This is a genomic window from Asanoa sp. NPDC049475 (assembly GCF_040676915.1).
Classification (GTDB): domain Bacteria; phylum Actinomycetota; class Actinomycetes; order Mycobacteriales; family Micromonosporaceae; genus Asanoa.
This window is the reverse complement of sequence record NZ_JBFAPY010000016.1, coordinates 17,377-41,418: the sequence shown is the minus strand read 5'-3', so window position 1 is coordinate 41,418 and position 24,042 is coordinate 17,377. Positions and strand designations below refer to the sequence as shown.

The window sequence follows — 24,042 nt, the reverse complement described above, 5'->3', positions numbered from 1 at the left end:
CCGCCCGGTGGGGAAAGATGTCGGGCATGATCGGCCGCCTCTACAACGTCGTGATCGACTGTCCGGATCCTTCCGTTCTGGCCGGGTTCTACAGCGAGCTGCTCGGCCTGCCCGTCACGCACAAGCGCGAAGGCTGGGTCGTGATCTCCGACGACCGGATCCGGATCGCCTTCCAGCTGGCCTCCGACCTGCGCGAACCGCACTGGCCCGACCCGGAGCGGCCGCAGCAGATGCACCTGGACGTGATGGTCGACGACATCGAAGAAGCTTCGTCACAGGCGATCGCGCTGGGCGCGAAGCGGCTCCCGGGGGACGGGGCGGACTTCCGGGTGTTCGAGGACCCCGCCGGGCACCCGTTCTGTCTGGTGTTCGAGGTCTGATCTCCGCCGACCAGCGGTCCAGGCGGTTTCTGAGGCTCTGTCTCGTCTTCGAGGTCTGAGACTTTGTCGTACGGCGGGACTAGGTTGCTGTTGTAGGTCCTAGTCCGGAGGTTGCGCGCGTTGTCCGAGGAAGCCCTTCCCGACCAGCGGTTGACCCGTGCCCAAGAGGCAGCGGCGGGCAAAGAGCCGCCGGCCGAGGCCCGTGCGCGGCACGCGGCGCTGGCTGACGAGATCGACGGGCACACCTACCGCTACTACGTGCTCGATTCCCCGACCGTCTCCGACGCCGACTTCGACGCGCTGATGCGCGAGATCACGGCGCTCGAAGACGAATATCCCGCCCTGCGCACCCCGGAGTCGCCGACCCAGCGCGTCGGTGGGTTCACCACCGAGTTCACCGCGGTCGAGCACCTCGAGCGGCTGCTGAGCCTCGACAACGTGTTCAGCGCCGAAGGGCTGGCCGCCTGGGCCGAGCGCACGGTCCGCGACGCGGGCGGCCCGGTGCGGTTCCTCTGCGAGCTCAAGGTCGACGGCCTGGCGATCAACCTGACCTACGAGAAGGGCCGGCTCGTCCGCGGCGCGACCCGGGGCGACGGGCGCACCGGCGAAGACGTGACCGGCAACGTGCGCACGATCGAGGGCATCCCGGAGCGGCTCGAGGGCAAAGACGTGCCGGAGCTGCTCGAGGTGCGCGGCGAGGTCTACTTCCCGGTCTCCGCGTTCGCCGACCTCAACGCCGGGCTGGTCGAGCAGGGCAAGGCGCCGTTCGCCAACCCGCGCAACGCCGCGGCCGGCAGTCTCCGACAGAAGGACCCGCGGGTGACGGCGTCCCGGCCGTTGCGCATGGTCGTGCACGGCATCGGCGCCCGCAAGGGCTTCACACCGAGGTCGCAGTCCCACGCCTACGAGTCGTTGCGCCGCTGGGGCTTGCCGACCAGCGAGCGGTGGAAGGTGGTCGACGATCTCGCGGGGGTCGACGACTACATCGCCTACTACGGCGAGCACCGGCACGACGTCGAGCACGAGATCGACGGCGTCGTGGTCAAGGTCGACGAGCTCGCGCTGCAGGGGCGGCTGGGCTCGACCAGCAAGGCACCGCGCTGGGCGATCGCCTTCAAATACCCGCCCGAAGAGGTCAACACGAAGCTGCTCGACATCCAGGTCAACGTCGGCCGCACCGGGCGGGTCACCCCGTTCGCCGTGCTCGAGCCGGTCAAGGTGGCCGGGTCGACGGTCGCGCTGGCCACGCTCCACAACGCGCGCGAGGTCGAGCGCAAGGGCGTGCTGATCGGCGACACGATCGTGCTGCGCAAGGCCGGCGACGTGATCCCCGAGGTGCTCGGCCCGGTGATCGGCCTGCGCCCCGCCGACGCGCGGCCGTTCGAGATGCCAACCGAGTGCCCAAGCTGCGGCACCACGCTGGCGCCGGCCAAGGAGGGCGACGTCGACATCCGGTGCCCCAACGCCCGGTCGTGCCCGGCCCAGCTCCGCGAGCGGGTGTTCGCCCTGGCCGGGCGGGGCGCTCTCGACATCGAGGTGCTCGGCTACAAGGCGGCGACCGCGCTGCTCGAGTGCGGCGCCATCACCGACGAGGGCGACCTGTTCGACATCGACGCGCTGACGCTGCGCGACTGCCCGTTCTTCGTCAACAAGGACGGCACGCTCGGCAGCAACGCGGTCAAGCTGCTCGACAACCTCGAAGAGGTCAAGCAGCGTCCGCTGTGGCGGGTGCTGGTCGCGCTCTCCATCCGACACGTCGGCCCGACCGCGGCGCAGGCGCTGGCCCGGCACTTCGAGTCCGTCGAGCGGATCGACGAGGCCGGCGTCGAGGAGCTGTCCGCCGTCGACGGCGTCGGTCCGACGATCGCCGTGAGTCTCAAGGAGTGGTTCGCGGTCGACTGGCACCGCGAGGTGGTCCGCAAGTGGCGTGCGGCCGGCGTCCGGATGGCCGAGGAGCGCGCCGACGAGGGGCCGCGCCCGCTGGAGGGCCTGACCGTCGTGGTCACCGGCACGTTGGCCGAGTTCTCCCGCGACCAGGCGAGCGAAGCCATCGCCAGCCGCGGCGGCAAGGTCACCGGTTCAGTATCCAAGAAGACCGACTTTGTCGTCGTAGGCGACAATCCAGGCTCCAAGTACGACAAGGCGGTGTCCCTCAAGGTTCCCGTCCTCGACGAGGCTGGCCTGCGGATTCTGCTTTCCGACGGACCTGACGCGGCCCGCGCCGCTGCGGTGAGTGACGACTCCTGAGCTGACGGCTATCGGCCTATAGTTGCCCGCTTGCCGTCTATCTCAACTTAATTACGACTCTGTCCCTTTCGCTCGGTTGGCGCATGACAACCATAGGGTGGGATCTTTAGTGCACTGTGGCCGGCGCCGGGGGGCGTTGTGTGGGGCGAGCGGGGAGGTGGGATGGACGCTGCCGCGCGTCGTAACTACGTTCCCGCCGAACGAGCGCCGTCGTTCTACACGTTCGTCGGCCTGGTCGTCGCGGCCGCCGCGCTCGTCGCCGCCGTGCCGATCAGCCGGCTGTCGGAGACGGTCCCCGACCTGCCGGGCGCCTTCTGGGTGATGGCCGCGCTGGCTGTCCTTTGTGACTACCGGCCGTTCGCGCCGCCCGGCCGCCGACAGAGCTCCGCGGTCTTCCCGTCCATCTGCTTCACGTTCGCGATCCTGCTGGCCTGGGGTCTCGGCCCCGCCGTGCTGGTGCAGGCCGCCGCGGTGGTGGTCTCCTCGTGGCGGTTGCACCACGCGCCGTGGCGCGCGGTCTTCAACATCGCGCAGTACACGCTGGCCCTCGGCGCGGCGGAGGCGGTCACCCTCGTCCTCGGCGAGACGGCGTTCACCGACGGCGTCGGTCCGACGTGGATCGACGTCGCCGCCGCGGCGCTGGCGGCGGCGGCCTGGTTCGTCGTCAAGTACGGCACGGTGACCATCGCGGTCCGGCTGCACTCCGGCGGCAACTGGTGGACCACCTTCCGCCAGGGCGTCGCCTTCGAGTCGGTCTCGATCGGCGCCCTGCTCCTGCTCGCACCGATCCTGGTCGGCGGCCCGGCCTCGCGCCACGTCGCGCTGATCCCACTGATGCTGGTGCCGCTGTTCGCGGTCTACCGGATGTCCCGGCTGTCGTCCGAACAGGAGCAGCTGGCCCGGCTCGACCCGCTCACCGGGCTGGCCAACCGCAAGGCCCTGCTGGCCGAGGTGCACGAGCAGGCCACGCTCCACTGCGCCCGGGCCGCGGCGGGCGCGCCCGACCGGCACTTCGCCCTGCTCCTGCTCGACATCGACCGGTTCAAGCACGTCAACGACGCGCTGGGCCACGCGGTCGGCGACCAGTTGCTGGTCGAGGTGAGCGCCCGCCTGGTGCAGGCCGTCGACCGGCACGACGTGGTCGCCCGGCTGGGCGGCGACGAGTTCGCCATCCTTACGCCCCGGCTTACCGGCGCCTCCGGGGCGCGCGCCCTGGCCGACCGCATCGTGGCCGCCCTCTCCGAGCCGGTCGCCCTCGACGGCCTGCCGCTCGACGTCGCCGGCTCGATCGGCATCGCGCTGTTCCCGGAGCACGGCGACGACTTCGCGACCCTGATGCGGCACGCCGACGTGGCCATGTACGACGCGAAGCACCGGCGCGACACGGTCGCGGTCTACGCGCCGGAGTCCGACCACAACACGCCCGAGCGCCTCAGCCTGCTCGGCGACCTGCGGCGGGCACTCGACCCCGACCTGGCCACGGCGGCCGCCGGCGAGATCACGATGTACTACCAGCCGCAGATCGAGATCCAGACCGGCGAGGTGGTCGGCGTCGAGGCGCTGCTGCGCTGGAAGCACCCGAAGCGCGGCATGGTCGATCCCGAAGAGCTGATCAAGGTCGCCGAGCAGAGCGCGGTCATGCGGCTGCTGACCCGCCGGGTCGTCGACGACGTGGTCGAGCAGTTGGCGAAGTGGCAGGCGGCCGGGGTCAAGCTGCGGGCCGCGGTCAACGTCAGCATCCGTGACCTGCACACCCTGGAGATCGTCGAGCAGATCAGGGAACGCCTGACCCGCTTCGCGGTCGCGCCCGACCAGCTCCAACTGGAGATCACCGAGGGCGCGCTGATGGCCGACCCGCGGCGGGTGCTGGCGACGATCTCCGAGCTGGCCAAGCTCGGCGTGGCGATCGCCCTGGACGACTTCGGCACCGGCTACTCGTCGATGCAGCACCTGCGCCGGCTGCCGCTGACCGAGGTCAAGGTCGACCGCTCGTTCGTGCTGGGCATGGCCACCGACGCAGACGACCACGCGATCGTCCGCACGGTCATCGACCTGGCCGGCGCGCTGGGCCTGCGGGTGGTGGCCGAGGGCGTCGAGGACGAGCGCACCTGGCGCCTGCTCCGCTCGGTCGGCTGCCACGTGGCCCAGGGCTGGTTCTACGCGCGCCCGATGCCGGCCGACGAGCTGGTCGAGTGGCTGGGCCGTTACCGCCCGCTGAACCCAAACACCTGAGCGACGAATGAAGGCCGCTTCCTGACGTGCTCGCGGCTCGCATGCGAAGGTGGCGGGCACGAAGCCCGCCACCTTTCGCATTTCCCGCGTCTGACTCAGGCGGCCCGCAGGGGCTCAGCCACCGTCTGGTCGTGCTGCACGACCAGCTCGTGGACCACCCGCTCGGTCGTGACCTCGTGGCTCACCAGGTCGGCGATGGCCAGCAGGGCCAGACCGGCAGCGCTGGCGAAGACCAGCCAGGTCTGCGTGGCCCCGGTGAAAACCAACGCGGCGACCAAGGTCCAGAGCGCGGCCACGGCCATGGTCCCGTGACCGATCCTGGTGGCGAGCTGGGTGGCCCGGATTGCGCTGAGTCCGGCCAGCAACGTCAACCCGGCGCCCACCGAGAAGGCGAGCCACCCGGCGGTCCCGGCCGTGAACGCCATGGCGGCGACGACGAGGAACGCGCCCGCGGTGAGGTAGACCAAATCCAATGCGAAACGAGACGAGAGCTTCATGACAGACACCTCTGTTGTTGCGATGAGGCGGGTCGAGGCGGGCAACACACCCGGGACGGCTCGTCGGGTCCCGCGACCTTCCGCGGTGCCCGATCGGTGAAACCTCGACGACCAGCGAATTCATGCCCACTGCGGCTGTCTCGCCGCTCACAGGGGCCAGGCGGTCTTGTCCCGCTCGACATGGCGCCGCAAGGCCTCGGCCACTGACCGCGGGTAGAGCCGCAGCCCGCGGCCAGCCGGCAAGGCCGCGGGCGGTGCCGACCAGAGCCGCGGCCCGCGGCCCGCGGCGGCGGCCATTGCTGTCACCCCAGGGCCGGGAGGCCGATCGGGGTCTCGGCGGGCAGGGCCGCGCGGGCGCGGATCGCCAGCGGGCGCAGGACCTCGCGGAGGCGGGCGGTGCCGGCCTCGCCGAGGTGGTGCCAGGGCGCGGCGGCCAAGCGGTCGGTGGTCGCCTCGATCTCGGCATGGGCGTCCAGGGCGACCCGGGTCGCCGCGCCGGAGTCGTCCAGCCAGCCGCGGTCGCTCAGGCGTTTGGCCGCCGCGATCCAGTCGTCGTCCGACCAGCCGCGGGCTGGTTGGAGGTAGTCCCGGCGCTGGTCGATCGACGCTCGCCACACGCCCGTCTCCGGGCCGTCCAGGCCCGCCACCAGCAAGGCCGCCACGTGGCCGTCGCCGCGGTGTTCGCGCAGGATCGTCGCCGCCTGCCACAGTGTGCCCAGCGGGTCCTCCGGCCAGGGCAGTGCGGCGTTCGCGGCGCCCAGCGCGCGGCCCACCGTCGGCACCGCCGACGCTGCCTCGCGGAGCAGGGCCGCGGCCTCCTCGATCGGGCCGGCGCCGTCGAGCAGGGTCGCCAGCGCGGCGCGGGCGCCCGCCACGCGCGCCGCGAGCGACGCGGCCGGCGTGGCCCGCGACCAGACGTCGGGCAGTGCCCGCGTCACCATGCCGGGCGCGAAGCCCCAGAACAGCGCGATCACCGGTGCCGCGTCGACCGGGCCGAGCGGGGCCGCCCGGCCGGCGAAGTAGCCCCGCCAGAAGCCGCGCAGGTTGGCCGCCTCGAAGGCCTCCCTGGCCTGCGGCGTGAAGTACGTGACCGCGTGGATCGGCTCGAACAGCGTCCACATGGTGCGCGGCAGCGAGTCCATGGCGCCGACCGTACAGGTGGCTCGTACCTCGGACCAGCGCTTGACTTTGGAGTGCGCTCCAAGGTTTAGCGTGGGTTCATGCGGGTTGCCGAGTTGGCGCAGGTGGCAGGCGTTTCCGCGGACACCGTCCGGTACTACGAGCGGGTTGGGCTGCTGCGGCCGCCGCCGCGGACGGCGTCCGGTTACCGGGCGTACGACGAGAGCGCGGCGGACCGGGTGCGGTTCATCCAGGGTGGGCAGCGGCTCGGGTTGCGGCTGCGCGACATCGGCGAGCTGCTGGCCGTGCGGGACACGGGGGTGTGTCCGTGCGAGCCGGCCGAGGAGCTGCTCAAGCGGCGCCTGGCCGAGCTCGACACGGAGCTGGCCCGCCTGGCGGCGCTGCGCACCGAGATGGTCCGGATGATCGACGCGCTGCCGTCGCGGGACTGCCCGCCGCCCGAGCCGGGGACCTGGTGCCCGCCCGGGACCGACGACGAAGGGAGGTGACGAAGGATGCGCGGATGCTGCGGATGTGGCTGCGACTGCGGCTGCTAGCCGCCGAAGAGCTGCCCGCCGAGCGCGCCGGCGGGCGGCGTCACGAAAACGCCTTGGTTCACGAGGCGCGCAGGCGGGCGTACACGTCGCCGGAGCGCCCTGTTGGGCGGATCTCGCCGAACAGGGCGACGAGCTCCGCGGCGCTCATCCACGACTCCCGCGCCCAGCGCATGGTCTCGACCGGCGAGTAGTTGTATTCGTAGTCGCCCAGCGCCTCGACCTGGCCCAGCACGGCCAGGCCCGCGTCGTGCGCCATCGGCAGGTACTCGAAGCTCAGCGCCCGGACCGGGTTGGACAGTCCGGCCAGCACCTCGGCCTCGAAACCCTCCACATCGATCTTGCAGAAGGCCGGCTCGCCGTACTCCTTGATCATGTCGTCCAGGGTCGTGACCGGCACCTCGACCGAGCGGTCCCAGCGGACCTTGGCGAAGCTGCGGTCCGCGGAGACGGTGTCACGCCAGCTCGTCGAGAGGGTCGAGACCGTCGGCGTCGCGGTGGACAGCGCCAGCTGCGCCGTGCCGGGTGCGGCGCCGACGGCGACCGGCGCGATCACCACCTGGTCGTCGCGGCCGAAGAAGGCACGCAGCACGCGCAGCAGGTCGGGCTGGGGTTCGACGGCGATCACCCGCGCACCCAGCGACCGCCAGGCCCGCACCCGGCTGCCGACGTGCGCGCCGATGTCGAAGGCGACGTCGCCCGGGCCGAGAAACTGCCCGTAGAAGCGGACGAGCCGGCGGTGCCGACCAGGCTGGCCGTGATAGATAATCAACGATCGGGCGATTCCCCACGCGCGGGTCAGCATGGAGGCACCCTAGCTGAACTACTCTCGCCGGAACCCCGTAGTCATAGCGGGGACTGTTCCGACGGCGACAGGAGACCGCTCATGACCGCGACCGCGCCGACGGCACAGGCGCGCGGCGCCACCACCAGCCAGGCGCGGACGGCCAGGTACGCCGTGTGGGGCGCGCTGGTCGCCAATGTGCTGATCGTCGAGGTCCTGTTCTTCACCGGCGACCCGGCGAAGAACTCGCTGATCGGCATCGCCAAGTTCATCGCCCTGCACGCCGCGCTGCTGATGATGCTGCAGCTCGTGCTGGTGGCCCGGATGCCCTGGCTGGACACCTGGATCGGCGCCGACAAGCTGACCGCCTGGCACCGCTGGACCGGGTTCGCCCTGTTCTGGGCGGTGGTGCTGCACGCGAGCTTCATCCTGACGGGGTACGCCCAGCTCGCCAACATTTCCGTCTTCGCCCAGATCGACGTCTTTCTCGGTATTTTTCCGACACTGCTCGGCATGCTGGCCGTCGCGCTGATCGTGGTCGTCGTCGCGCTCTCGGTGCGGTTCGCCCGACGCCGCCTCTCCTACGAGCTCTGGCACGCCATCCACCTGCTGCTCTACGCGGCCGTCACGTTGGCCGTGCTGCACCAGCTCTACGAGGGCAGCAGCTTCCGGGCCAACCCGTTGAGCACGGCGTACTGGTGGGGGCTCTGGGGTGTCGTGATCGTCGCCCTGCTGCACGGCCGGGTGGTCACGCCGCTGCTGCGCAACGCCCGGCACCGGCTGCGGGTGGCCGCCGTGGTGCCGGAGGCCGACAACGTGACCTCGGTCTACGTGACCGGGCGCGACCTGGCCGGGCTCGAGGCACGCGCCGGTCAGTTCTTCATCTGGCGGTTCCTGACCAAGGGTCGCTGGTGGCAGGCCAACCCGTTCTCGATCTCGTCGACACCGGACGGCGAGGTGCTCCGGCTGACGGCGCGGGCGGTCGGCAGGACCAGCGCCGGGCTGCGGCATCTGCCGGTCGGCGCGCGGGTCTTCGTCGAAGGTCCGTACGGCGCGTTCACCACGCTGCACCGCACCCGCGACTCCACGCTGCTGATCGCGGGCGGTGTCGGGATCACCCCGATCCGGTCGCTGCTCGGCGAGCTGACCGGGCCGGTCACGGTGCTCTACCGGGTGCCGACCGAGGAGGACGCGGTGCTGCTCTCCGAGCTCGGCCACTACGTGACCACGCAGGGCGTCACCGTGCACCTGCTGACCGGCCGCACCGGCGCCGGCGAGCCGCCCAACCGGCCGTTCGCGCCCGAGAACCTGTCGGCCTTGGTGCCGGACATCCGCGAGCGCGACGTGTACGTGTGTGGACCGCCCGCGATGACCGACGCGGTCCTGAAGTCGCTCAAGCAGATCGGCGTGCCCAAGCGCCAGGTGCACGCCGAGAGATTCGCCCTCGCGGGCGACTAGCCCCTGTTTCGTATCTGGGCCCGCCGCAGTAGCTAGCGGATCGTGGCCGAGCCGAGGACGATGTCGCCGGCCGGGTCCGGGCGGTAGGCCACCACGGCCTGGCCCGGGGCGACGCCGCGGGCCGGGCTGCGCAGCTCGGCGGTCAGCACGCCGTCGACCAGGGTGACCACGGCCGGCACCGGGGTGCCGTGCGCGCGCAGCTGCACCTCGCACTCGACCGGGCCGTCCGGCAGGGCGCCGCCGGTCCACACCGGACGCTCGCCGGCCACCGTGCCGACCTCGAGCGACTCGGCCGGGCCGACCGTGACGGTGTTGGTGACCGGCGTGATCGACAGCACGTAGCGGGGCTTGCCGTCCGGCGCCGGCACGCCGATGTTGAGACCGCGCCGCTGGCCGACCGTGTAGGCGTAGGCGCCCGCGTGCGAGCCGACCACCGCGCCGGTCAGGGAGTCGACGATGTCGCCGGGCTCCTCACCCAGGCGCTGGGCCAGGAAGCCGCGGGTGTCGCCGTCGGCGATGAAGCAGATGTCGTGGGAGTCGGGCTTGTCGGCCACGGACAGGCCACGCACCGCCGCCTCCTCGCGGACCTGGGCCTTGGTCGTGTCGCCGAGCGGGAACATCGACCGGTCGAGCTGCGCACGGTTGAGCACGGCCAGCACGTACGACTGGTCCTTGGGCAGGTCGACGCTGCGCCGCAGCAGGCCGTCGGCGCCGAGCCGGGCGTGGTGCCCGGTGACCACGGCGTCGAAGCCGAGCGCGATCGCCCGGTCGAGCACCGCCGCGAACTTGATCTTCTCGTTGCAGCGCAGGCAGGGGTTCGGCGTGCGACCGGCGGCATATTCGGCGACGAAGTCGTCGACCACGTCCTCGTGGAACCGGTCGGCCATGTCCCACACGTAGAACGGGATGCCGATCACGTCGGCCGCCCGCCGGGCGTCACGGGAGTCTTCGAGCGTGCAGCAACCCCGCGCCCCGGACCGGTAGGTCTGCGGGTTGCGGGACAGCGCCAGGTGCACGCCGGTGACGTCATGCCCGGTCTCCGCGGCACGGGCGGCCGCGACGGCGGAGTCGACCCCGCCGGACATCGCTGCTAGAACCCTCACAGCGGCAAGGGTACGCGGTGGTCCGTCACCGGGACGACTTGATCATCCCGGCCCGGCGGGCGCGCTCGACCGCCGCCGGCAGCGCGGCGACCAGCGCGTCGACGTCGGCCTGGGTCGAGGTGTGGCCGAGCGTGAAGCGCAGCGAGGACCGTGCCCGGTCGTCGTCGTTGCCCATCGCCAGCAGCACGTGGGAGGGCTGCGCGACCCCGGCCGAGCAGGCCGAGCCGGTCGAGCAGGCGACGCCCTGGGCGTCGAGCAGCAGCAGCAGCGCGTCGCCCTCGCAGCCGGGGAACGAGAAGTGGGCGTTGCTGGGCAGCCGGTCGACCGGGTCGCCGTTGTAGATCACGTCCGGGACGACCGCGCGTACGCCGTCGACCAGCGCGTCACGGAGGGCGGCGATCCGGGCGGCGTACTCCCGCTGGGTCTTGACGCTGCTCTCCACCGCGACCGCGAACGCGACGATGCCGGGTGCGTCGAGGGTGCCGGAACGCACGTCGCGCTCCTGGCCACCGCCGTGCAGCAAGGGCGTGGCGGTGACGTCGCGGCCGAGCAGCAGGGCGCCGACGCCGACCGGGCCGCCCAGCTTGTGGCCGGTCACGGTGAGCGCGGCGGCGCCGCTGGCGGCGAAGTCGACCGGCACCTGGCCGACCGCCTGCACCGCGTCGGTGTGGAACGGCACCCCGGCCGCGGCGGCCAGCGCGGCGAGCTCGGCGACGGGCTGGACCGTACCGACCTCGTTGTTGGCCCACATGGCGGTGACCACGGCGACGTCGTCGTCGAGCGCCTCGGCCAGGGTCGCCGGGTCGAGCCGCCCGATCTGGTCGACCGGCAGCCAGGTGGCGGCGGCGCCCTCGTGCCGGACCAGCCACTCGACCGAGTCGAGGACGGCATGGTGCTCGACCGAGCTGGCGATCACCCGGACCCGCCCCGGCCGCTCGGCCCGGCGCGCCCAGAAGATGCCCTTGACCGCCAGGTTGTCGGCTTCGGTGCCGCCTCCCGTGAAGATCACCTCGGAGGGCCGCGCGCCGAGGACGGCCGCGATCCGCTCGCGGGACTCCTCGACGTGCCGGCGCGCACAGCGCCCGGCCGCGTGCAGCGACGAAGGGTTGCCGACCTCCCGTGCCGTAGCGGCGTAGGCCTCGATCGCCTCGTCGAGCATCGGGGTAGTGGCGGCGTGGTCCAGGTAAGCCATCACGGTTCAGCGTAGCCCCGCGCGGTCCTTACGTAAGGAAGGGTCCCTCGCTGACACGAGGGACCCTTCGCTACGACTTTCACTTACGCTTGCGGATCTCCTCCGCGGCCTGCGGGACGACCTTGAAGAGGTCGCCGACCACGCCGTAGTCGGCCAGCTCGAAGATCGGCGCCTCGGCGTCCTTGTTGACCGCCACGATCGTCTTCGAGGTCTGCATGCCGGCCCGGTGCTGGATCGCGCCGGAGATGCCCAGTGCGATGTAGAGCTGCGGCGACACGGTCTTGCCGGTCTGCCCGACCTGGAACTGGTGCGGGTAGAAGCCCGAGTCGACGGCCGCGCGGGACGCGCCGACGGCGCCGCCGAGCAGGTCGGCCAGCTCCTCGACCAGCTTGAAGTTGTCGCCGCTGCCGACGCCGCGACCGCCGGAGACGACCACGGACGCTTCGGTGAGCTCCGGGCGGGAGCCCTTCTGCTCGATCACCCGGTCGACCACCTTGGCCAGCGTGTCGGCCGGGCTCAACGCGACCTCCAGCGCCTCGACCTGCGGCGATGCCGGGGCCGGGGCGGGGGTCAGCGAGTTCGGGCGGACCGTGGCGATCGGGATGCCGCGGGTCACCTTCGACTTGACGACGACCTGGCCGGCGAACGCCGGCTGGGTGGCCACGCCGTCGGCGGTCAGCTCGACCACGTCGGTGAGCAGGCCGTTGTCGAGCTTGACGGCCAGCCGGCCGGCGATCTCCTTGCCCTCCTGGGTGGACGGGAGCAGCACGGCGGCCGGCTGCACCCGCTTGACCAGGTCGGCCAGCGCGGACGCCTTCGGAGTCACCAGGTGACCGTCGATCTCCGCGCCCTCGGCGGCGTAGATCTTCTCCGCGCCGTACTCGCCGAGCTTGTCGGCCACCCCGGCGGCGGCACCGCTCGCGCCGAAGACCACGGCGGACGGGCTCCCCAGCGTGCGGGCCAGCGTGAGCAGCTCGAGGGTGACCTTCTTGACCGTGAAGTCACGGGTGGCCTCGACCAGGACCAGTACCTCAGCCATGTTGTGCCTCCCCCTGCTCAGACGAACTTCTCGGACGACAGGAACTCGACCAGCGCGACGCCGCCGTTGCCGTCGTCGGCGACCTTCTGGCCACCGGAACGGGCCGGCCGCTTGGCGTGCTCGACGACCTCGGAGGTGGCGCCGGCGAACCCGACCTCACCCGCGTCGACACCGAGGTCGGCCAGGGCCAGGGTCTGCACCGGCTTCTTCTTGGCGGCCATGATGCCCTTGAACGACGGGTAGCGCGGCTCGTTGATCGTGTCCCACACCGACACCACGGCGGGCGTGGCGGCCGTGACCACCTCGTAGCCCTCTTCGGTCTGGCGCTCGATGGTCAGCGTGCCGCCCTCGACGGTCAGCTTGCGGGCGCCGGTCAGCGCCGCGACGCCGAGCCGCTCCGCGATCATGTGCGGCATCACCTGCACCCGGCCGTCGGTCGACTCCGCACCCGCGATGACCAGGTCCGGGTTGAGCGTGCCGAGCGCGGCGGCCAGCACCTTGGACGTGGCCACGGCGCACGAGCCGTGCAGGGCGTCGTCGAGGACGTGCACGGCCTTGTCCGGACCCATCGACAGCGCCTTGCGGATCGACTCCGTCGCGCGCTCGGGGCCCATCGTGAGGATCGTGACCTCGCCGCCGTGCGCTTCCTGGATCTTCAACGCCTCTTCGATGGCGTACTCGTCCATCTCGTTGATGACGTTGTTGGCCGACTGACGTTCGACCGTGTTGTCGCCAGCGAGGTTGCGCTCCGAGCCGGAGTCAGGCACCTGCTTGACGAGGACGACGATGTTCATCGCGTTTCGACGACCCTCCTGGTTGGTTAACGCGCACTTAGGCCGCAGCCTGCCGGGCGGCGGAAGGCCGGGTCAATCTGGCGGCGGTGTGGAGTTTCCCACCCGCCACCCAGAGCTAACTTACCCGCCAGTAGCTTCCGCTCGGCCGAGCTTCAGCGTGACACGGCTCACGCCCGTCAGGCGAGCGCGGCACGCACCTTCGCCAGGACAGCCGCCTCGGAGGGTCGTACGCCGTGTGCCGCTTCCGCGGCCCGCTGCGCCGCCGACAGCACCGCGTCGCGGTAGTTGTCGACCTCGTCGGGCACCTTCGCGCGGAGGATGGCCAGCGACTCCGTCAGCGCGGGGAGCACCTCCGCCTCGACCCCGTCCGGGTCTCTGCGCGGGAACCTCGGCAGGCTGCCGGTGGTGAGCACGTCACGCGCCAACCCGCGGGCGCCGGTGAACGCGCCCGACGCCGCGACGCTCTCCCGCAGCATCGCCAGAAATCCCGGGTCCGCGTTGGAGACCAGGTAGACCACGCCGAACGCAGCGCGCTTGAGGGTCGCCCGTTCCTGGTCAGTCAGCTCAGTCACGATCACGGATGGTAGACGTACGGCGTCGTGGTGGTGACCGCCACAAAGCCGAGCCGCTCGAGGATCGGTCGGCTGTCCTCGGACGCGTCGACCTGGAGCAGGGTGAACCCGTTGGCCTCCGCGAGGCGCGCGCGGTGGGCGACGAGCGCGCGGTAGATGCCGCGCCGCCGGTACGCCGGCAGCGTCGAGCCGCCCCACAGCGTGGCGAACGCCGTGCCCGGCACGAAGCGGACCCAGCCGGCGCTGACCACCTCGCCGCTCTCGACGTCTTCGGCCACGGTCACCACGAGCTCGGCCGGGTGCGCGGTGTTCTCCTCCTCGAGCATGTCGGCGATCCAGCTCCGGTCGTCGTCCCAGACCGCCTCCTCCATGCGCACGATGCGGTCGAAGTCGGCGCGTTGGTTGACGTCGCGCAGTCGCACACCGGCCGGCATCACCGGCAACGCGGCCGCCAGCGGAGCCACCGGGCCGATCACGACGGTCTCGCGCTCCTCGGCCACGAAACCGTGCGCCGTGAGCCGCTCGGCGAGGTCCGCCGGCTCGTCGTGGCCGTGCAGCTTCCACTCGACCTGCTCGCCCCGGTCGCGGAAGTGGTCGCGCTGGCGGGCGATCAACGCGTCCAGGTCGGCCCCTTCCAGGCCGCCGAGGTCCTGGTAGACGATGTAGCCGCCGCCCATCATCCCGGACGCCCGCTTGAGTGGACCGTCGAACTCGACCGTCACTCCGGGCAGTTCGGGGTCGTACGCGCGGAGCTGGCTGTCGTAAGCGTCACGTAGTGCGGTGATGTCGAGTTCGGTCACCGGCTCAGGTTAGGCGACCTGTCGACAGATAATCGGTACGTGATCAAGCGGTGGTTGGACCCGCAGGACGTGGGCGAGACGCCGGACTACCGGTTCTCGCTGGCGAACGAGCGCACGTTCCTGGCCTGGATCCGCACCGCGCTGGCGCTGGTCGCGGGCGGGCTGGCCGCGGCGCAGTTCCTGCCGGTGCTCGGCATCGCCCACCTGCGCGAGGTGATCGCGGTCGCGCTGCTGGTGCTCGGCGGCTTCGTCGCACTGCGCGCGGTCGACCATTGGGCGCGCGCGGAGCGGGCGATGCGGCAACGCCGTGACCTGCCACCGTCGCGCTTCCCCGCGCTGCTGTCCATCCTGGTCGCCGTCGGTGCGCTGCTGCTCGTGGCGGCCGTCCTGGTGCAGGCCGCTCGTGGCTGACGGGCATCCCCCGGAGCCGCTCGTGGCTGACCGGCGTGCCCAGGAGCCGCTCGTGGCTGACCGGCGCCCCCAGGAGCCGCTCGTGGCTGACCGGCGTCCCGAGAAGCCGCTCGTGGCTGACACGCGTCCCCCTGGCCGGGCGAGGCTGACGGCAGTCTCCAGGCGGCCGGGCGTGGCGGACGGCCGTCTCAAGGCGGCCGCGGGTGGCTGAGCCGGCGCCGGAGGGCGAGGACTTCCGGATCGTCGACACCGGCGTCGCCTGGATCCGCACCAGGCTGGCGTGGAGCCGGACGGTGCTGACGCTCTCGGTGACCGCGGTGCTCGCCGCCCGGTTCGGTGTCCGGCACGGGACCGTGGGCGTCGTGTTCGCCGCCGTGTCCATCGCCGGTTGGGCGGCTTCGGGACTGTGGGTGGTGGGCCGGCTGCGGCAGCTTTCGGGCCGGTCACGGCCGGTCTCACCGGTGACTCCGCGGATGCTGACGGTCGCCGCGTTGATCGCTCCGGCGTACGCCGTCCTGGGCTTGTTGATGCTCTTCACCCTGTGACAACCGTTTTGGCAACGCCACGGGGTGGCCGCAACGGGCACGGACGGTCCATCATGTCCGCATGGTGCGCCTCTACGGACTCCTCTTCGTGGCCCAGCTCGTGCTGGCGGTGGCCGCGCTGATCAGCTGCCTGTCCGCCGACGAGGGCGAGATCAGGGCGCTGCCGCGCATCGCCTGGGTGCTCATCATCCTGTTCTTCCCGTTGGTCGGCGGCATCGCCTGGTTCCTCGCGGGGCGGCCCGTGCAGCGCTCGGCGGCCGGTCAGTGGCGTCCGGGCAGTGGCTTCCCCGAAAACGAGCGGCCGCGCCGGCAGGCACCCGACGACGATCCCGAGTTCCTCAAGTCACTCAACCAACGGCGCAAAGAAGACACTGAGCTCTTCGAGCGTTGGGAGGCCGACCTACGTCGGCGCGAGGAAGACCTACGCAAGGAAAAGGAAGATCCGCCTGCGGCGAAATAGCAGGCCAGGCGGGCATCGGGCACGCAGAGACCAGGGGAAGACGCGGCCCCCCGTTGGCCGCGTCACCCTCCTAGGCGGCCGGTTGCGCGCTGGGCGGGTGCGGCCGGTGCCTACTGTGCAGGGCCAGTGTTGGATCTGCGTTGGCTGAACCGGCAGGGGCTAGCGTTCGTGCGCTAACGTGAGTAACCGTCTTTGCCATGGTAACAACGGGAGATGCCGTGCGATTCGAGGTTCTGGGCCCACTGCGCGTGCTGCGCACTGAGCCTGATGCGCGCACGCAGCGCACCGATCCAGAGGTGATCGTGCTGGCCGCGCGCCAACACCGCGTCGTGCTCGCCAACCTGTTGGTCGAGGCCAACCGTCCGGTGTCGGTGGCGGTGCTGGCCGAGGCGCTATGGGACAAGGGCGCCGGCGAGGAGACCCGGCGCGGTGCCATCCGGGTGCTCGTGCACCACCTGCGCCGCGCCGTCGGCGAGGAGTCGTTGACCCGGTCGCCGGCGGGCTACCTGCTCACGGTGCCGCCGGGCCAGCTCGACGCCGACCTGTTCGACACGCTCGTCGCGAAGGCCGCGCGGCTGCGCGCCGAAGGGCAGGGCGAAGCGGCGCGCCAGGAGCTGCGCCGGGCGCTCGGGCTGTGGCGCGGTGCCACGGCTTACGAAGGCGACGACTACGGCGACCGGGTGCGCGCCGAGGCCGCCCGGCTGCACGAGCTGCGGCTGGCCGCCTACGAGGACTGCTTCGAGCTGGAGCTGGAGCTGGGGCTCCACCGCGAGATCGGCGCCGAGGTGCGCGCGCTCGCCGAGCAGCACCCGCTGCGCGAGCGCCTCCAGGCCCAGCTGATGAGCGCGCTGGCCCGGGCCGACCGGCGCGGCGAGGCGTTGGCCGCCTACGAGCGCACGCGCCGGCTGCTCGCCGACGAGCTCGGCGTCGACCCGGGTGCCAACCTGCGCGACCTGCACCGGCGGATCCTGCGGGCCGCCACGCACGAACGCACCGCACCCGCGCAGCTGCCGGCGCCGGCCCGCACGTTCCTGGGCCGCGACGAGCCGCTGCACCGGCTCGACGCGCTGGTCGCCGGCGAGGGCACGGGCCCGGTCGTGGTGGTCGTCTCCGGCATGGCCGGTGTCGGCAAGACCACCCTGGCCGTCCACTGGGGGCACCGGGCGCGCCGCCGGTTCCCCGACGGCCAGCTCGCGATCGACCTGCGCGGTTGGGCGCAGAGCCGGTCCCTGCGACCCTCCGAGGTGATCGGCCGGTTCCTGGCCGCCTTCGGCGTGCCGTCGGCGAGCACGCCGGCCGACCTCGACGAGGCCGCGCAGCTCTACCGCACGCTGACCGCCGACAAGCGGCTGCTGGTGCTGCTCGACAACGCCGAGCACGCCGACCAGGTCCGGCCCCTGCTGCCCGCCGGCGACGGCAGCGTGACGCTGGTGACCAGCCGCAACCGGCTCGCCGGCCTGGTCGCGGTCGACGGCGCGGTCGCCCTGCCGCTCGACGTGCTGCCGCCCACCACCTCGACCGCGCTGCTCGGTCGGCTGCTCGGCGCCGACCTGGTGTCACGCGAGCCGGCCGCCGCGGCCGAGCTGACGGAGCTGACCGGCCACCTCCCGCTCGCGCTGCGGATCGCCGCCGCCCAGGTCGACACCGAGCGGCCGACGCCGATCGCCGCATACAACCAGCGCTTGCGCGAGGGCGACCGGCTCGCCGGCCTCGGCATCGAGCACGACGCGGCGGCCACCGTCTCGGCCGCCTTCGACCTGAGCTACGCGGCCCTGCCCGAGCCCACGCGCCGGCTGTTCCGCCTGCTCGCGCTGGTGCCTGGGCCTGAGTTCGGTGCCGGGCCGGCGGCCGCGGTGGCCGACCTGCCCGACGTCGGGCCGGCGCTGGACTCGCTGGTGGCGGCCAACCTGGTCAACGAGCGCGACACCGGCCGCTACGGCCTGCACGACCTGGTCGCCGAATATGCGCGCGGCCGGCTCGCCGCCGACGAGCCCGACCACGACGAGGCCCGCGACCGGCTCTTCGCCTACTACCTCGACCACGTCGACACCGCCAGCCGGCTGGTCTACCCCGAGTTCTCCCGGCTGCCCGCGGCGGCGACGGCGACAGCCCCGGTGGCCTCCTATCCCGAGGCCGCCGACGCCGTCGCGTGGATCACGGCCGAGCTGCCCAACCTGGTGCCCGCGGTGACGTCCGCCGCACAGCACGGCCCGCGCCAGGCCGCGGTGCGGTTGGCCGACGCGCTGCGCCCGTTCCTGTGGTCGGCCGGCAGCCCGACGGAGTGGCGGGCGATCGCCGAGGCGGCGCTGGCGGCGGCCACCGCCGACGACGACCCGATGGGCACCGCGGCGGCCGAGATCAGCCTGGGCGACCTGCACGCGCAACGCAACGACCTGCCGGCCGCGGAGCCGCACTACCGGCGCGCTCTGGAGCTGGCGCGGTCCAGCGGCTGGCAGACGGGCGAGGGCGGCGTGATGGGCAACCTCGCCCTGCTCTACTGGCGCAACGGGCGGTTGCACGACGCGGTGGCGCTGTTCGAGGCCAGCATCGAGGTGGCGCAACGCAACGAGAACAGCACCGCCGAAGCTACGGTCCTGGGCAACCTGTCCGGCCTCTACTGGGCACTGGGCCGGCTCGAGGAGTCGGCCAAGGTGCTGCAGCGCGGGCTGCGGCTGCACCGGGCGGCCGGCTGGCCACAGTCGTCGGCGATCGCGTTCCTCGGCCTCGGGCTGATCCGCGCCGACCAGGGCCGCTACCGGCAGGCCCGCCGCACGCTCAACGGCGCGCTGCGCATGGCCGTCCGCAACGCCAACCGCCGCACCGAGGGCGAGATCCTCTGCGCGATCGCCCAGGTGCACGCGGCCTGCGGCGAGGGAGCTGACGCGCTGCGCACGGCCCGGCGCGCGGTCGAGATCGGTGTCGAGACCGAACGACCCCGGCTGCTCGCCGACGGACACAAGGCGCTCGGCGTAGCCCACTACGGCAACGGCGAGATCGGCCTGGCCACGGAGGCCCTCGGCGAGGCGATCCGGCTCTCCCGCCAGGCGGCGTACCCCCACACCGAGATCAGCGCACGGCTCACCCTGGCCGATTTGCGCCGCCAGCAGGGCCGGCCGGAGGCCGCCGAGGAGCTCGCCGAGGCGGCGCTCGACCAGGCCCGAGCGGCCGGCTACCGCATCCTCGAAGGCCGGGCGCTGTGGGTGTTGGCCGGCTGCGCGCACGACCTGGGCCGCCCACCGGCGGCGATCCGCGACGTCCGCAGCGCGTTGCTCATCCTCCGGGAGACCGGCCACCGCCCAGGCATCGCGGACGCCCTCCTGCTCCTGGGCGACGTGCTGGTCGCGTGGGGAGACGTCGACGCGGGCACGGAGATGTGGCTCAAGGCACGCAACCTCTACGCCGACCTCTCCTCCCCCAAGCTGGTGACAGTCCAGGACCGCCTCGCGAACTAAGGCCGCACAGTCCCCGCTCCGCCGTTCGTGGGCCTTCGCAGCCGAAACGGCGTCAGAGCCGAACAGCCGATGCGCCCCAATCAACGGGACACATCCCGACGCGGCGCCAACGCTGAACATCCCGCAGCGCCGCCTCCAACCGGCCGCCGTAGGCCGATCCACCGCTGCGCGGACAACCTTGAGCGCCATCGCTTCCGACCTAACGGCAGCGCCCAGCTCCGCAGCGCCGCTCCAGCCGGTCACCTCGGGCCGACTCGACGTCAGCGCCGCCTATCCCGAAGCGCCCTCTCAGCTCGCGAACGTTGGCCCTACCAACACCGACGTAGAACCCGCCGCACGACGCCACGTGGTCCGGCGCGGGCTGCGTGAATCGGCACGGCACGGCCTAGACGAGTGAGTCCTGACGGCCCCTTGTTGAAGGCCTGCCGCGGCCTGTCGGCAGTGGGCCGTGGGCCGTAAGCGGTGCGCCGTGATCGTGTGAGAGCCATCTGGAAGACCCAGACCCGAAACCTTGATCGTGTGCACCAGATCTGGTCGACACACCGTCCGACGACCAGACCAGCCACACCCGATCACGACCCACACCCGTCCGAGACCAGACCAGCCACACCCGATCACGACCCACGCTGCCAGCAATCACCCGAGTCACGACACACCCCGCCACAACCGGCCGGCTCAACCCGCCCTGGCCGCGTCTAGCCGTGTCGCTCCACCGCTCGTTGCACGGCGCGGTAGATCTGGCCGAAACGCAGTGCGTCCGAGGTGCGTAGGAGTAGGCGGTCCTCGCCCGCGTAGCGGACCCATAGCTCGTTGACCGCGTTGCCTCGGTCGTAGGAGCGGTCCAGCCAGCCCAGCGGCACCTCGGCCAGCGGCGCCAGGGCCAGGGCGCCGATCACGCCCACCCCGAGCACGCCGGCGGCCAATCCCCAGGCCGCTCGGTCGCTCGCCGAATAGACCAGCGAGACGGCACAGACGATCGCTGCCAGCGGCAGGATCGAGATGATCAGGATGAGCACGCCCCGGCCCAGGCGTCGGGACCGGGTGCGGGTCGTGCCACTGCCGCGGTGGTGCCAGACGAGTTCCAGCGCCGTCACCGGATAGCTGACCCCGTCGACCCGCACCGCTTCGGACGTCACCTGGACGTGCTGGTCGCGGTAATAGACGGTCACCACTTCAGGAAAGCTGCCGCCGTCAATACCTCGGGGCAGCCTCGAGCGCCCGTTGCAGCGCTCGGTAGATCTGGCCGAACGTCAGCGCGTCGGCCGTGCGGACCAGCAGCGTGGGTCGCCCGCCGACCTCGGCCCAGATCTCCAGTGCGCGGGCACCCTTCGAATAGGACAGGTCGAGGCGGCCGAGCAGGAAGTCGGCCAGTGGCGCGGCGGCCAGGCCGACCAGCACCGAACAGCCGACGATCAGCACCGTCGTCGCCATCGTGGTGTGCAGCCGCAGCGCCAGCGCGATGCCCAGCCCCGCGGCCACCAGCGGCACGATCAGTGCCACGCCGATCGCGCCCCGACCCGCGACGGTGCCCCAGGAGCGCTCACCGCGCCGGTGCCAGACCCGCGACAGCGTGGCCAGCGGGTAGCTGCGGTCGGCGACCCGGATCGCCTGGGACGTGACCTGCACCGCGCGGTCGTTGTAGTAAGTGATCATCACCGCCACCTGATAGGACCCGCATCCAAGTTACCCAGTCGGCGACCCCGTAATGTGTCTCGAACGCGATAAGCACATGGAGGTGTGACGTGGGCGAGCTTGTCCGGTTGGAGAAGCACGACGGAATCGGCACGATCCGGCTCGAGCGGCCGCCGATGAACGCGCTCAACACCCAGGTGCAAGAGGAGATCCGGGCCGCGGCCGTCGAGGCCACGGCGGACGACAGTGTCCGCGCGGTCGTCGTCTACGGCGGCGAGAAGGTCTTCGCCGCGGGCGCCGACATCAAGGAAATGCAGACGATGTCGTACGTGGACATGGCGGCGCGGGCGGCGAACCTGTCCGCGGCGCTCGGCGCGGTCGCCCGGATCCCGAAGCCGGTGGTCGCGGCCATCACCGGGTACGCCCTCGGCGGCGGCTGCGAGCTCGCCCTGGCCTGCGACTGGCGAGTGGTGGCCGACGACGCGAAGCTCGGCCAGCCCGAGATCAAGCTCGGCATCATCCCCGGCGCGGGTGGCACCCAGCGGCTCGCCCGCCTGGTCGGCCCGGCGCGGGCCAAGGACATCGTGCTGTCGGGCCGCATGGTCGACGCGGAGGAGGCGCTGCGGATCGGGCTCGCCGACCGCGTGGTGCCCGCCGCCGACGTCTACGCGGAGGCGATCTCGCTGGTCCGCCCGTACGCCAACGGCCCGGCCCAGGCGATTCGCGCGGCCAAGGCGGCCATCGACGGCGGGCTGGACATGGACCTGAACTCGGGTCTCGCCTGGGAGAGCCAGCTCTTCGCGGCCCTGTTCGCCACGGACGACCGCAGCGAGGGCATGGCCGCGTTCGTCGAGAAGCGCAAGCCCGACTTCACCGGTCGCTGACCGTCCGTTACCGATCCGTCACGGTCGGGAACGGGCACATTCCCGGTAGGCTCACCGCATGTCGCCGGGGGCCGCGCTTGGGGTCGATTTCGGGACCTCGCACACCGTGGCCGTGGTGCGCTGGCCCGACGGTCGCGCACGCCCGCTGCTCGTCGACGGGTCTCCCCTGCTGCCGTCCGCGGTCTATGCCCCACCGGGCGACGTGCCGTTGGTGGCCGGCCGCGACGCGGTGCACAGCGCGCGGCTCGACCCCGCCCGGTTCGAGCCCAACCCGAAGCGCCGCGTCGACGACGGCAGCGTGCTCCTCGGCGAGCGCGACATCCCGGTGGAAGAGCTGGTCACCGCCGTGCTCGCCCGGCTCGCCGAGGAGTGGCGCCGCACCGTCGGCGACCTCACCACCGGCGAGGTCACCGCCGACACCCCACCCACCCTGACCCTGACCTGCCCGGCCACCTGGGGTGCCACCCGGCGGGCGCTGCTCTCCACCGCGGCCGCCGAGGCCGGCCTGGGCGAGGGCCGGCTGGTCGCCGAGCCGGTGGCCGCGGCCACCTACTTCGCCGAGGTGCTCGGCCGCGACGTGCCGATCGGCTCGGCGGTGGTGGTGCACGACTTCGGCGCCGGCACGTTCGACGCGAGCGTGGTGGTCCGCCGCGCGACGGGCTTCGAGGTGCTCGCGGTCGACGGTCGCGGCGACCTGGGCGGCCTGGACGTCGACGCGGCGCTCGTCGACCACCTGGCCGAGACCTACGCGCCGGCGCACCCCGAGGCCTGGGAGCGGCTGCGCTCCCCCATGACCGTCGAGGACCGGCGTGCGAAGCGGCAGCTCTGGGACGACGTGCGCGTCGCCAAGGAGCGGCTGTCCCGCTCACCCTCGGCCGACCTGGTGATCCCGATCTGTGACGTCGAGGCCCACCTGACCCGCACCGAGCTCGAGAAGGTCGCGACGCCGATCCTGGCCCAGACCGTGCAGGTGACCAAGGCCGTGATCAAGGCCGCGGCGCTGCCGGAGGGCAACCGCGCCGGTGTCTTCCTGGTCGGTGGCTCGAGCCGGATCCCGTTGCTGGCCACGATGCTCCACCGCGAGCTGGGCGAGCCGCCGGTGGTGATCGAGCAGCCCGAGCTCGTGGTCGCCGAAGGCGCCGTGCTGGCGGCCACCGCGGTGCTGGCCAGCGCGCCCGCTTCGGTGCCGGTGACCGGCGAGTTCCCGAGGATCGTCGAGCCGGCGAACGGCGCGCTCGAAGTGGTCGCCCCGATCTCGCACCGCGACCCCGCCGCACCGGACAAGCCGGCCAATGCCACCGAGCCGAGCACCACCCCCACCACGAAAGCCGCCGCGAAGCCTGTCTCGACGCCTCCGGCGTCCTCGGTGGTCGCCAGCGCGCCCGTCTCGCCGGCCCGCAACGGCAGCTCTTCCCGACCCGAGCCCGCCGCTGCCACGTTGCCGCCCGCACCGGCCTTCCCGCCGGGTCGCGCCGCGGTGCCGGTGAAGGCACCGAAGAGCGCGAACCGCCCGAGCCGCTTCGGCCGCGACACCCTCGCCGAGCCGGCGCTGGTCGCAGACCTGCGCGCGCTGTCCGGCCATGACGAGCCCCGCGTCTATCCGGAGCCACAACCCGCGCGCCGTGACGACCGCAAGCCGGTCTGGGACGAGCCCCGGCCGGCGCCGGCCCGCCCGAAGCAACGGCGCCGCGGCGGGTTCAGCCGGTTCCTGCGCGGGCTGCTGATGTTCGCCCTGCTGGTGGCGACCCCGGTGGCCGCGGCCGTGGTGGCGTTCCACTACGCCACGGGAGACTCCTACGCGGACATCATCGAAGCCGTCCGGCGCTGGCTCAACGAGCTTAGGTGAGTCGTCTTCACGTTTGCTGCCTACCGGCTAGTAAGGTGCTC

22 protein-coding genes are annotated in these 24,042 nt (G+C 72.2%); 11 read left to right on the top strand and 11 right to left on the bottom strand.

Annotated features, from left to right (window positions below; translation table 11 throughout):
• Positions 1–26 precede the first annotated feature (26 nt).
• From AB0J88_RS39265 to AB0J88_RS39255, 3 genes are all read left to right on the top strand, one after another.
• Positions 27–380 carry a VOC family protein gene (locus tag AB0J88_RS39265; RefSeq protein ID WP_364358769.1) on the top strand — a complete coding sequence of 118 codons (354 nt, stop codon included), beginning with the start codon at positions 27–29 and terminating at the stop codon, positions 378–380.
• A 120-nt stretch (positions 381–500) separates the two neighbouring features.
• Complete coding sequence (gene ligA / locus AB0J88_RS39260; protein ID WP_364358772.1) at positions 501–2,627, top strand: NAD-dependent DNA ligase LigA; 2,127 nt, start codon at positions 501–503, stop codon at positions 2,625–2,627.
• 162 nt (positions 2,628–2,789) lie between these two features.
• On the top strand, positions 2,790–4,859 hold the full coding sequence (locus tag AB0J88_RS39255; RefSeq protein ID WP_364358775.1) for an EAL domain-containing protein: 2,070 nt from the start codon (positions 2,790–2,792) through the stop codon (positions 4,857–4,859).
• Positions 4,860–4,954: 95 nt separating this feature from the next.
• Here AB0J88_RS39255 and AB0J88_RS39250 read toward each other — a convergent pair whose 3' ends face one another.
• Positions 4,955–5,356 (bottom strand): hypothetical protein, encoded by a 402-nt coding sequence (locus AB0J88_RS39250; RefSeq protein WP_364358778.1) that lies wholly within the window; start codon positions 5,354–5,356, stop codon positions 4,955–4,957.
• A gap of 302 nt (positions 5,357–5,658) precedes the next feature.
• A complete protein-coding gene (locus tag AB0J88_RS39245; protein ID WP_364358900.1) occupies positions 5,659–6,477 on the bottom strand; it encodes a hypothetical protein in 819 nt (272 codons plus the stop codon).
• Between the two features lie 99 nt (positions 6,478–6,576).
• Between AB0J88_RS39245 and AB0J88_RS39240 the strand changes: the two genes are divergently transcribed.
• Positions 6,577–6,984, top strand: coding sequence for a heavy metal-responsive transcriptional regulator (locus AB0J88_RS39240; protein ID WP_364358781.1), 408 nt, complete (start codon positions 6,577–6,579; stop codon positions 6,982–6,984).
• Positions 6,985–7,090: 106 nt separating this feature from the next.
• Here AB0J88_RS39240 and AB0J88_RS39235 read toward each other — a convergent pair whose 3' ends face one another.
• Complete coding sequence (locus AB0J88_RS39235) at positions 7,091–7,834, bottom strand: FkbM family methyltransferase (protein ID WP_364358784.1); 744 nt, start codon at positions 7,832–7,834, stop codon at positions 7,091–7,093.
• 81 nt (positions 7,835–7,915) lie between these two features.
• On the opposite strand from AB0J88_RS39235, the gene AB0J88_RS39230 reads away from it, so the two are divergent.
• Positions 7,916–9,271: a ferredoxin reductase family protein gene (locus AB0J88_RS39230; protein WP_364358787.1), complete on the top strand. Its 1,356-nt coding sequence runs from the start codon at positions 7,916–7,918 to the stop codon at positions 9,269–9,271.
• Between the two features lie 32 nt (positions 9,272–9,303).
• On the opposite strand, the gene mnmA is transcribed toward AB0J88_RS39230, so the two are convergent.
• The 6 genes from mnmA to AB0J88_RS39200 form a co-directional block, all read right to left on the bottom strand.
• Positions 9,304–10,374, bottom strand: coding sequence for a tRNA 2-thiouridine(34) synthase MnmA (gene mnmA / locus AB0J88_RS39225; protein WP_364358790.1), 1,071 nt, complete (start codon positions 10,372–10,374; stop codon positions 9,304–9,306).
• Between the two features lie 25 nt (positions 10,375–10,399).
• On the bottom strand, positions 10,400–11,566 hold the full coding sequence (locus AB0J88_RS39220) for a cysteine desulfurase family protein (protein WP_364358793.1): 1,167 nt from the start codon (positions 11,564–11,566) through the stop codon (positions 10,400–10,402).
• 79 nt (positions 11,567–11,645) lie between these two features.
• On the bottom strand, positions 11,646–12,605 hold the full coding sequence (locus AB0J88_RS39215) for an electron transfer flavoprotein subunit alpha/FixB family protein (RefSeq protein WP_364358796.1): 960 nt from the start codon (positions 12,603–12,605) through the stop codon (positions 11,646–11,648).
• Positions 12,606–12,622: 17 nt separating this feature from the next.
• Entirely contained in the window at positions 12,623–13,399 is a 777-nt protein-coding gene (locus AB0J88_RS39210) for an electron transfer flavoprotein subunit beta/FixA family protein (protein WP_364358799.1), read from the bottom strand.
• A gap of 176 nt (positions 13,400–13,575) precedes the next feature.
• The gene (locus tag AB0J88_RS39205; RefSeq protein WP_364358903.1) at positions 13,576–13,974 is read right to left on the bottom strand and encodes a hypothetical protein; all 399 of its coding nucleotides are present in this window, start codon (positions 13,972–13,974) and stop codon (positions 13,576–13,578) included.
• Positions 13,974–14,771 (bottom strand): GNAT family N-acetyltransferase, encoded by a 798-nt coding sequence (locus AB0J88_RS39200; protein ID WP_364358802.1) that lies wholly within the window; start codon positions 14,769–14,771, stop codon positions 13,974–13,976. Before AB0J88_RS39200 ends, AB0J88_RS39205 begins: the two co-directional genes overlap by 1 nt.
• Positions 14,772–14,810: 39 nt before the next feature.
• Here AB0J88_RS39200 and AB0J88_RS39195 point away from each other — a divergent pair, with 39 nt between their 5' ends.
• The 4 genes from AB0J88_RS39195 (at position 14,811) to AB0J88_RS39180 (ending at position 19,639) form a co-directional block, all read left to right on the top strand.
• The gene (locus AB0J88_RS39195; RefSeq protein WP_364358805.1) at positions 14,811–15,182 is read left to right on the top strand and encodes a DUF202 domain-containing protein; all 372 of its coding nucleotides are present in this window, start codon (positions 14,811–14,813) and stop codon (positions 15,180–15,182) included.
• Between the two features lie 203 nt (positions 15,183–15,385).
• Entirely contained in the window at positions 15,386–15,727 is a 342-nt protein-coding gene (locus AB0J88_RS39190; protein WP_364358808.1) for a DUF202 domain-containing protein, read from the top strand.
• A gap of 61 nt (positions 15,728–15,788) precedes the next feature.
• Entirely contained in the window at positions 15,789–16,187 is a 399-nt protein-coding gene (locus tag AB0J88_RS39185; RefSeq protein ID WP_364358811.1) for a PLD nuclease N-terminal domain-containing protein, read from the top strand.
• Positions 16,188–16,405: 218 nt separating this feature from the next.
• Positions 16,406–19,639, top strand: a complete 3,234-nt coding sequence (locus tag AB0J88_RS39180) for a BTAD domain-containing putative transcriptional regulator (protein WP_364358814.1) — start codon at positions 16,406–16,408, stop codon at positions 19,637–19,639.
• Between the two features lie 695 nt (positions 19,640–20,334).
• On the opposite strand, the gene AB0J88_RS39175 is transcribed toward AB0J88_RS39180, so the two are convergent.
• Together AB0J88_RS39175 and AB0J88_RS39170 are read right to left on the bottom strand one after the other, a co-directional pair.
• Complete coding sequence (locus AB0J88_RS39175) at positions 20,335–20,808, bottom strand: DUF6232 family protein (RefSeq protein WP_364358817.1); 474 nt, start codon at positions 20,806–20,808, stop codon at positions 20,335–20,337.
• A 22-nt stretch (positions 20,809–20,830) separates the two neighbouring features.
• On the bottom strand, positions 20,831–21,292 hold the full coding sequence (locus AB0J88_RS39170; protein WP_364358820.1) for a DUF6232 family protein: 462 nt from the start codon (positions 21,290–21,292) through the stop codon (positions 20,831–20,833).
• Positions 21,293–21,381: 89 nt separating this feature from the next.
• Between AB0J88_RS39170 and AB0J88_RS39165 the strand changes: the two genes are divergently transcribed.
• Positions 21,382–22,155 carry an enoyl-CoA hydratase-related protein gene (locus AB0J88_RS39165; protein WP_364358823.1) on the top strand — a complete coding sequence of 258 codons (774 nt, stop codon included), beginning with the start codon at positions 21,382–21,384 and terminating at the stop codon, positions 22,153–22,155.
• A gap of 58 nt (positions 22,156–22,213) precedes the next feature.
• The gene (locus tag AB0J88_RS39160) at positions 22,214–24,001 is read left to right on the top strand and encodes an Hsp70 family protein (RefSeq protein ID WP_364358825.1); all 1,788 of its coding nucleotides are present in this window, start codon (positions 22,214–22,216) and stop codon (positions 23,999–24,001) included.
• Positions 24,002–24,042 lie beyond the last annotated feature (41 nt).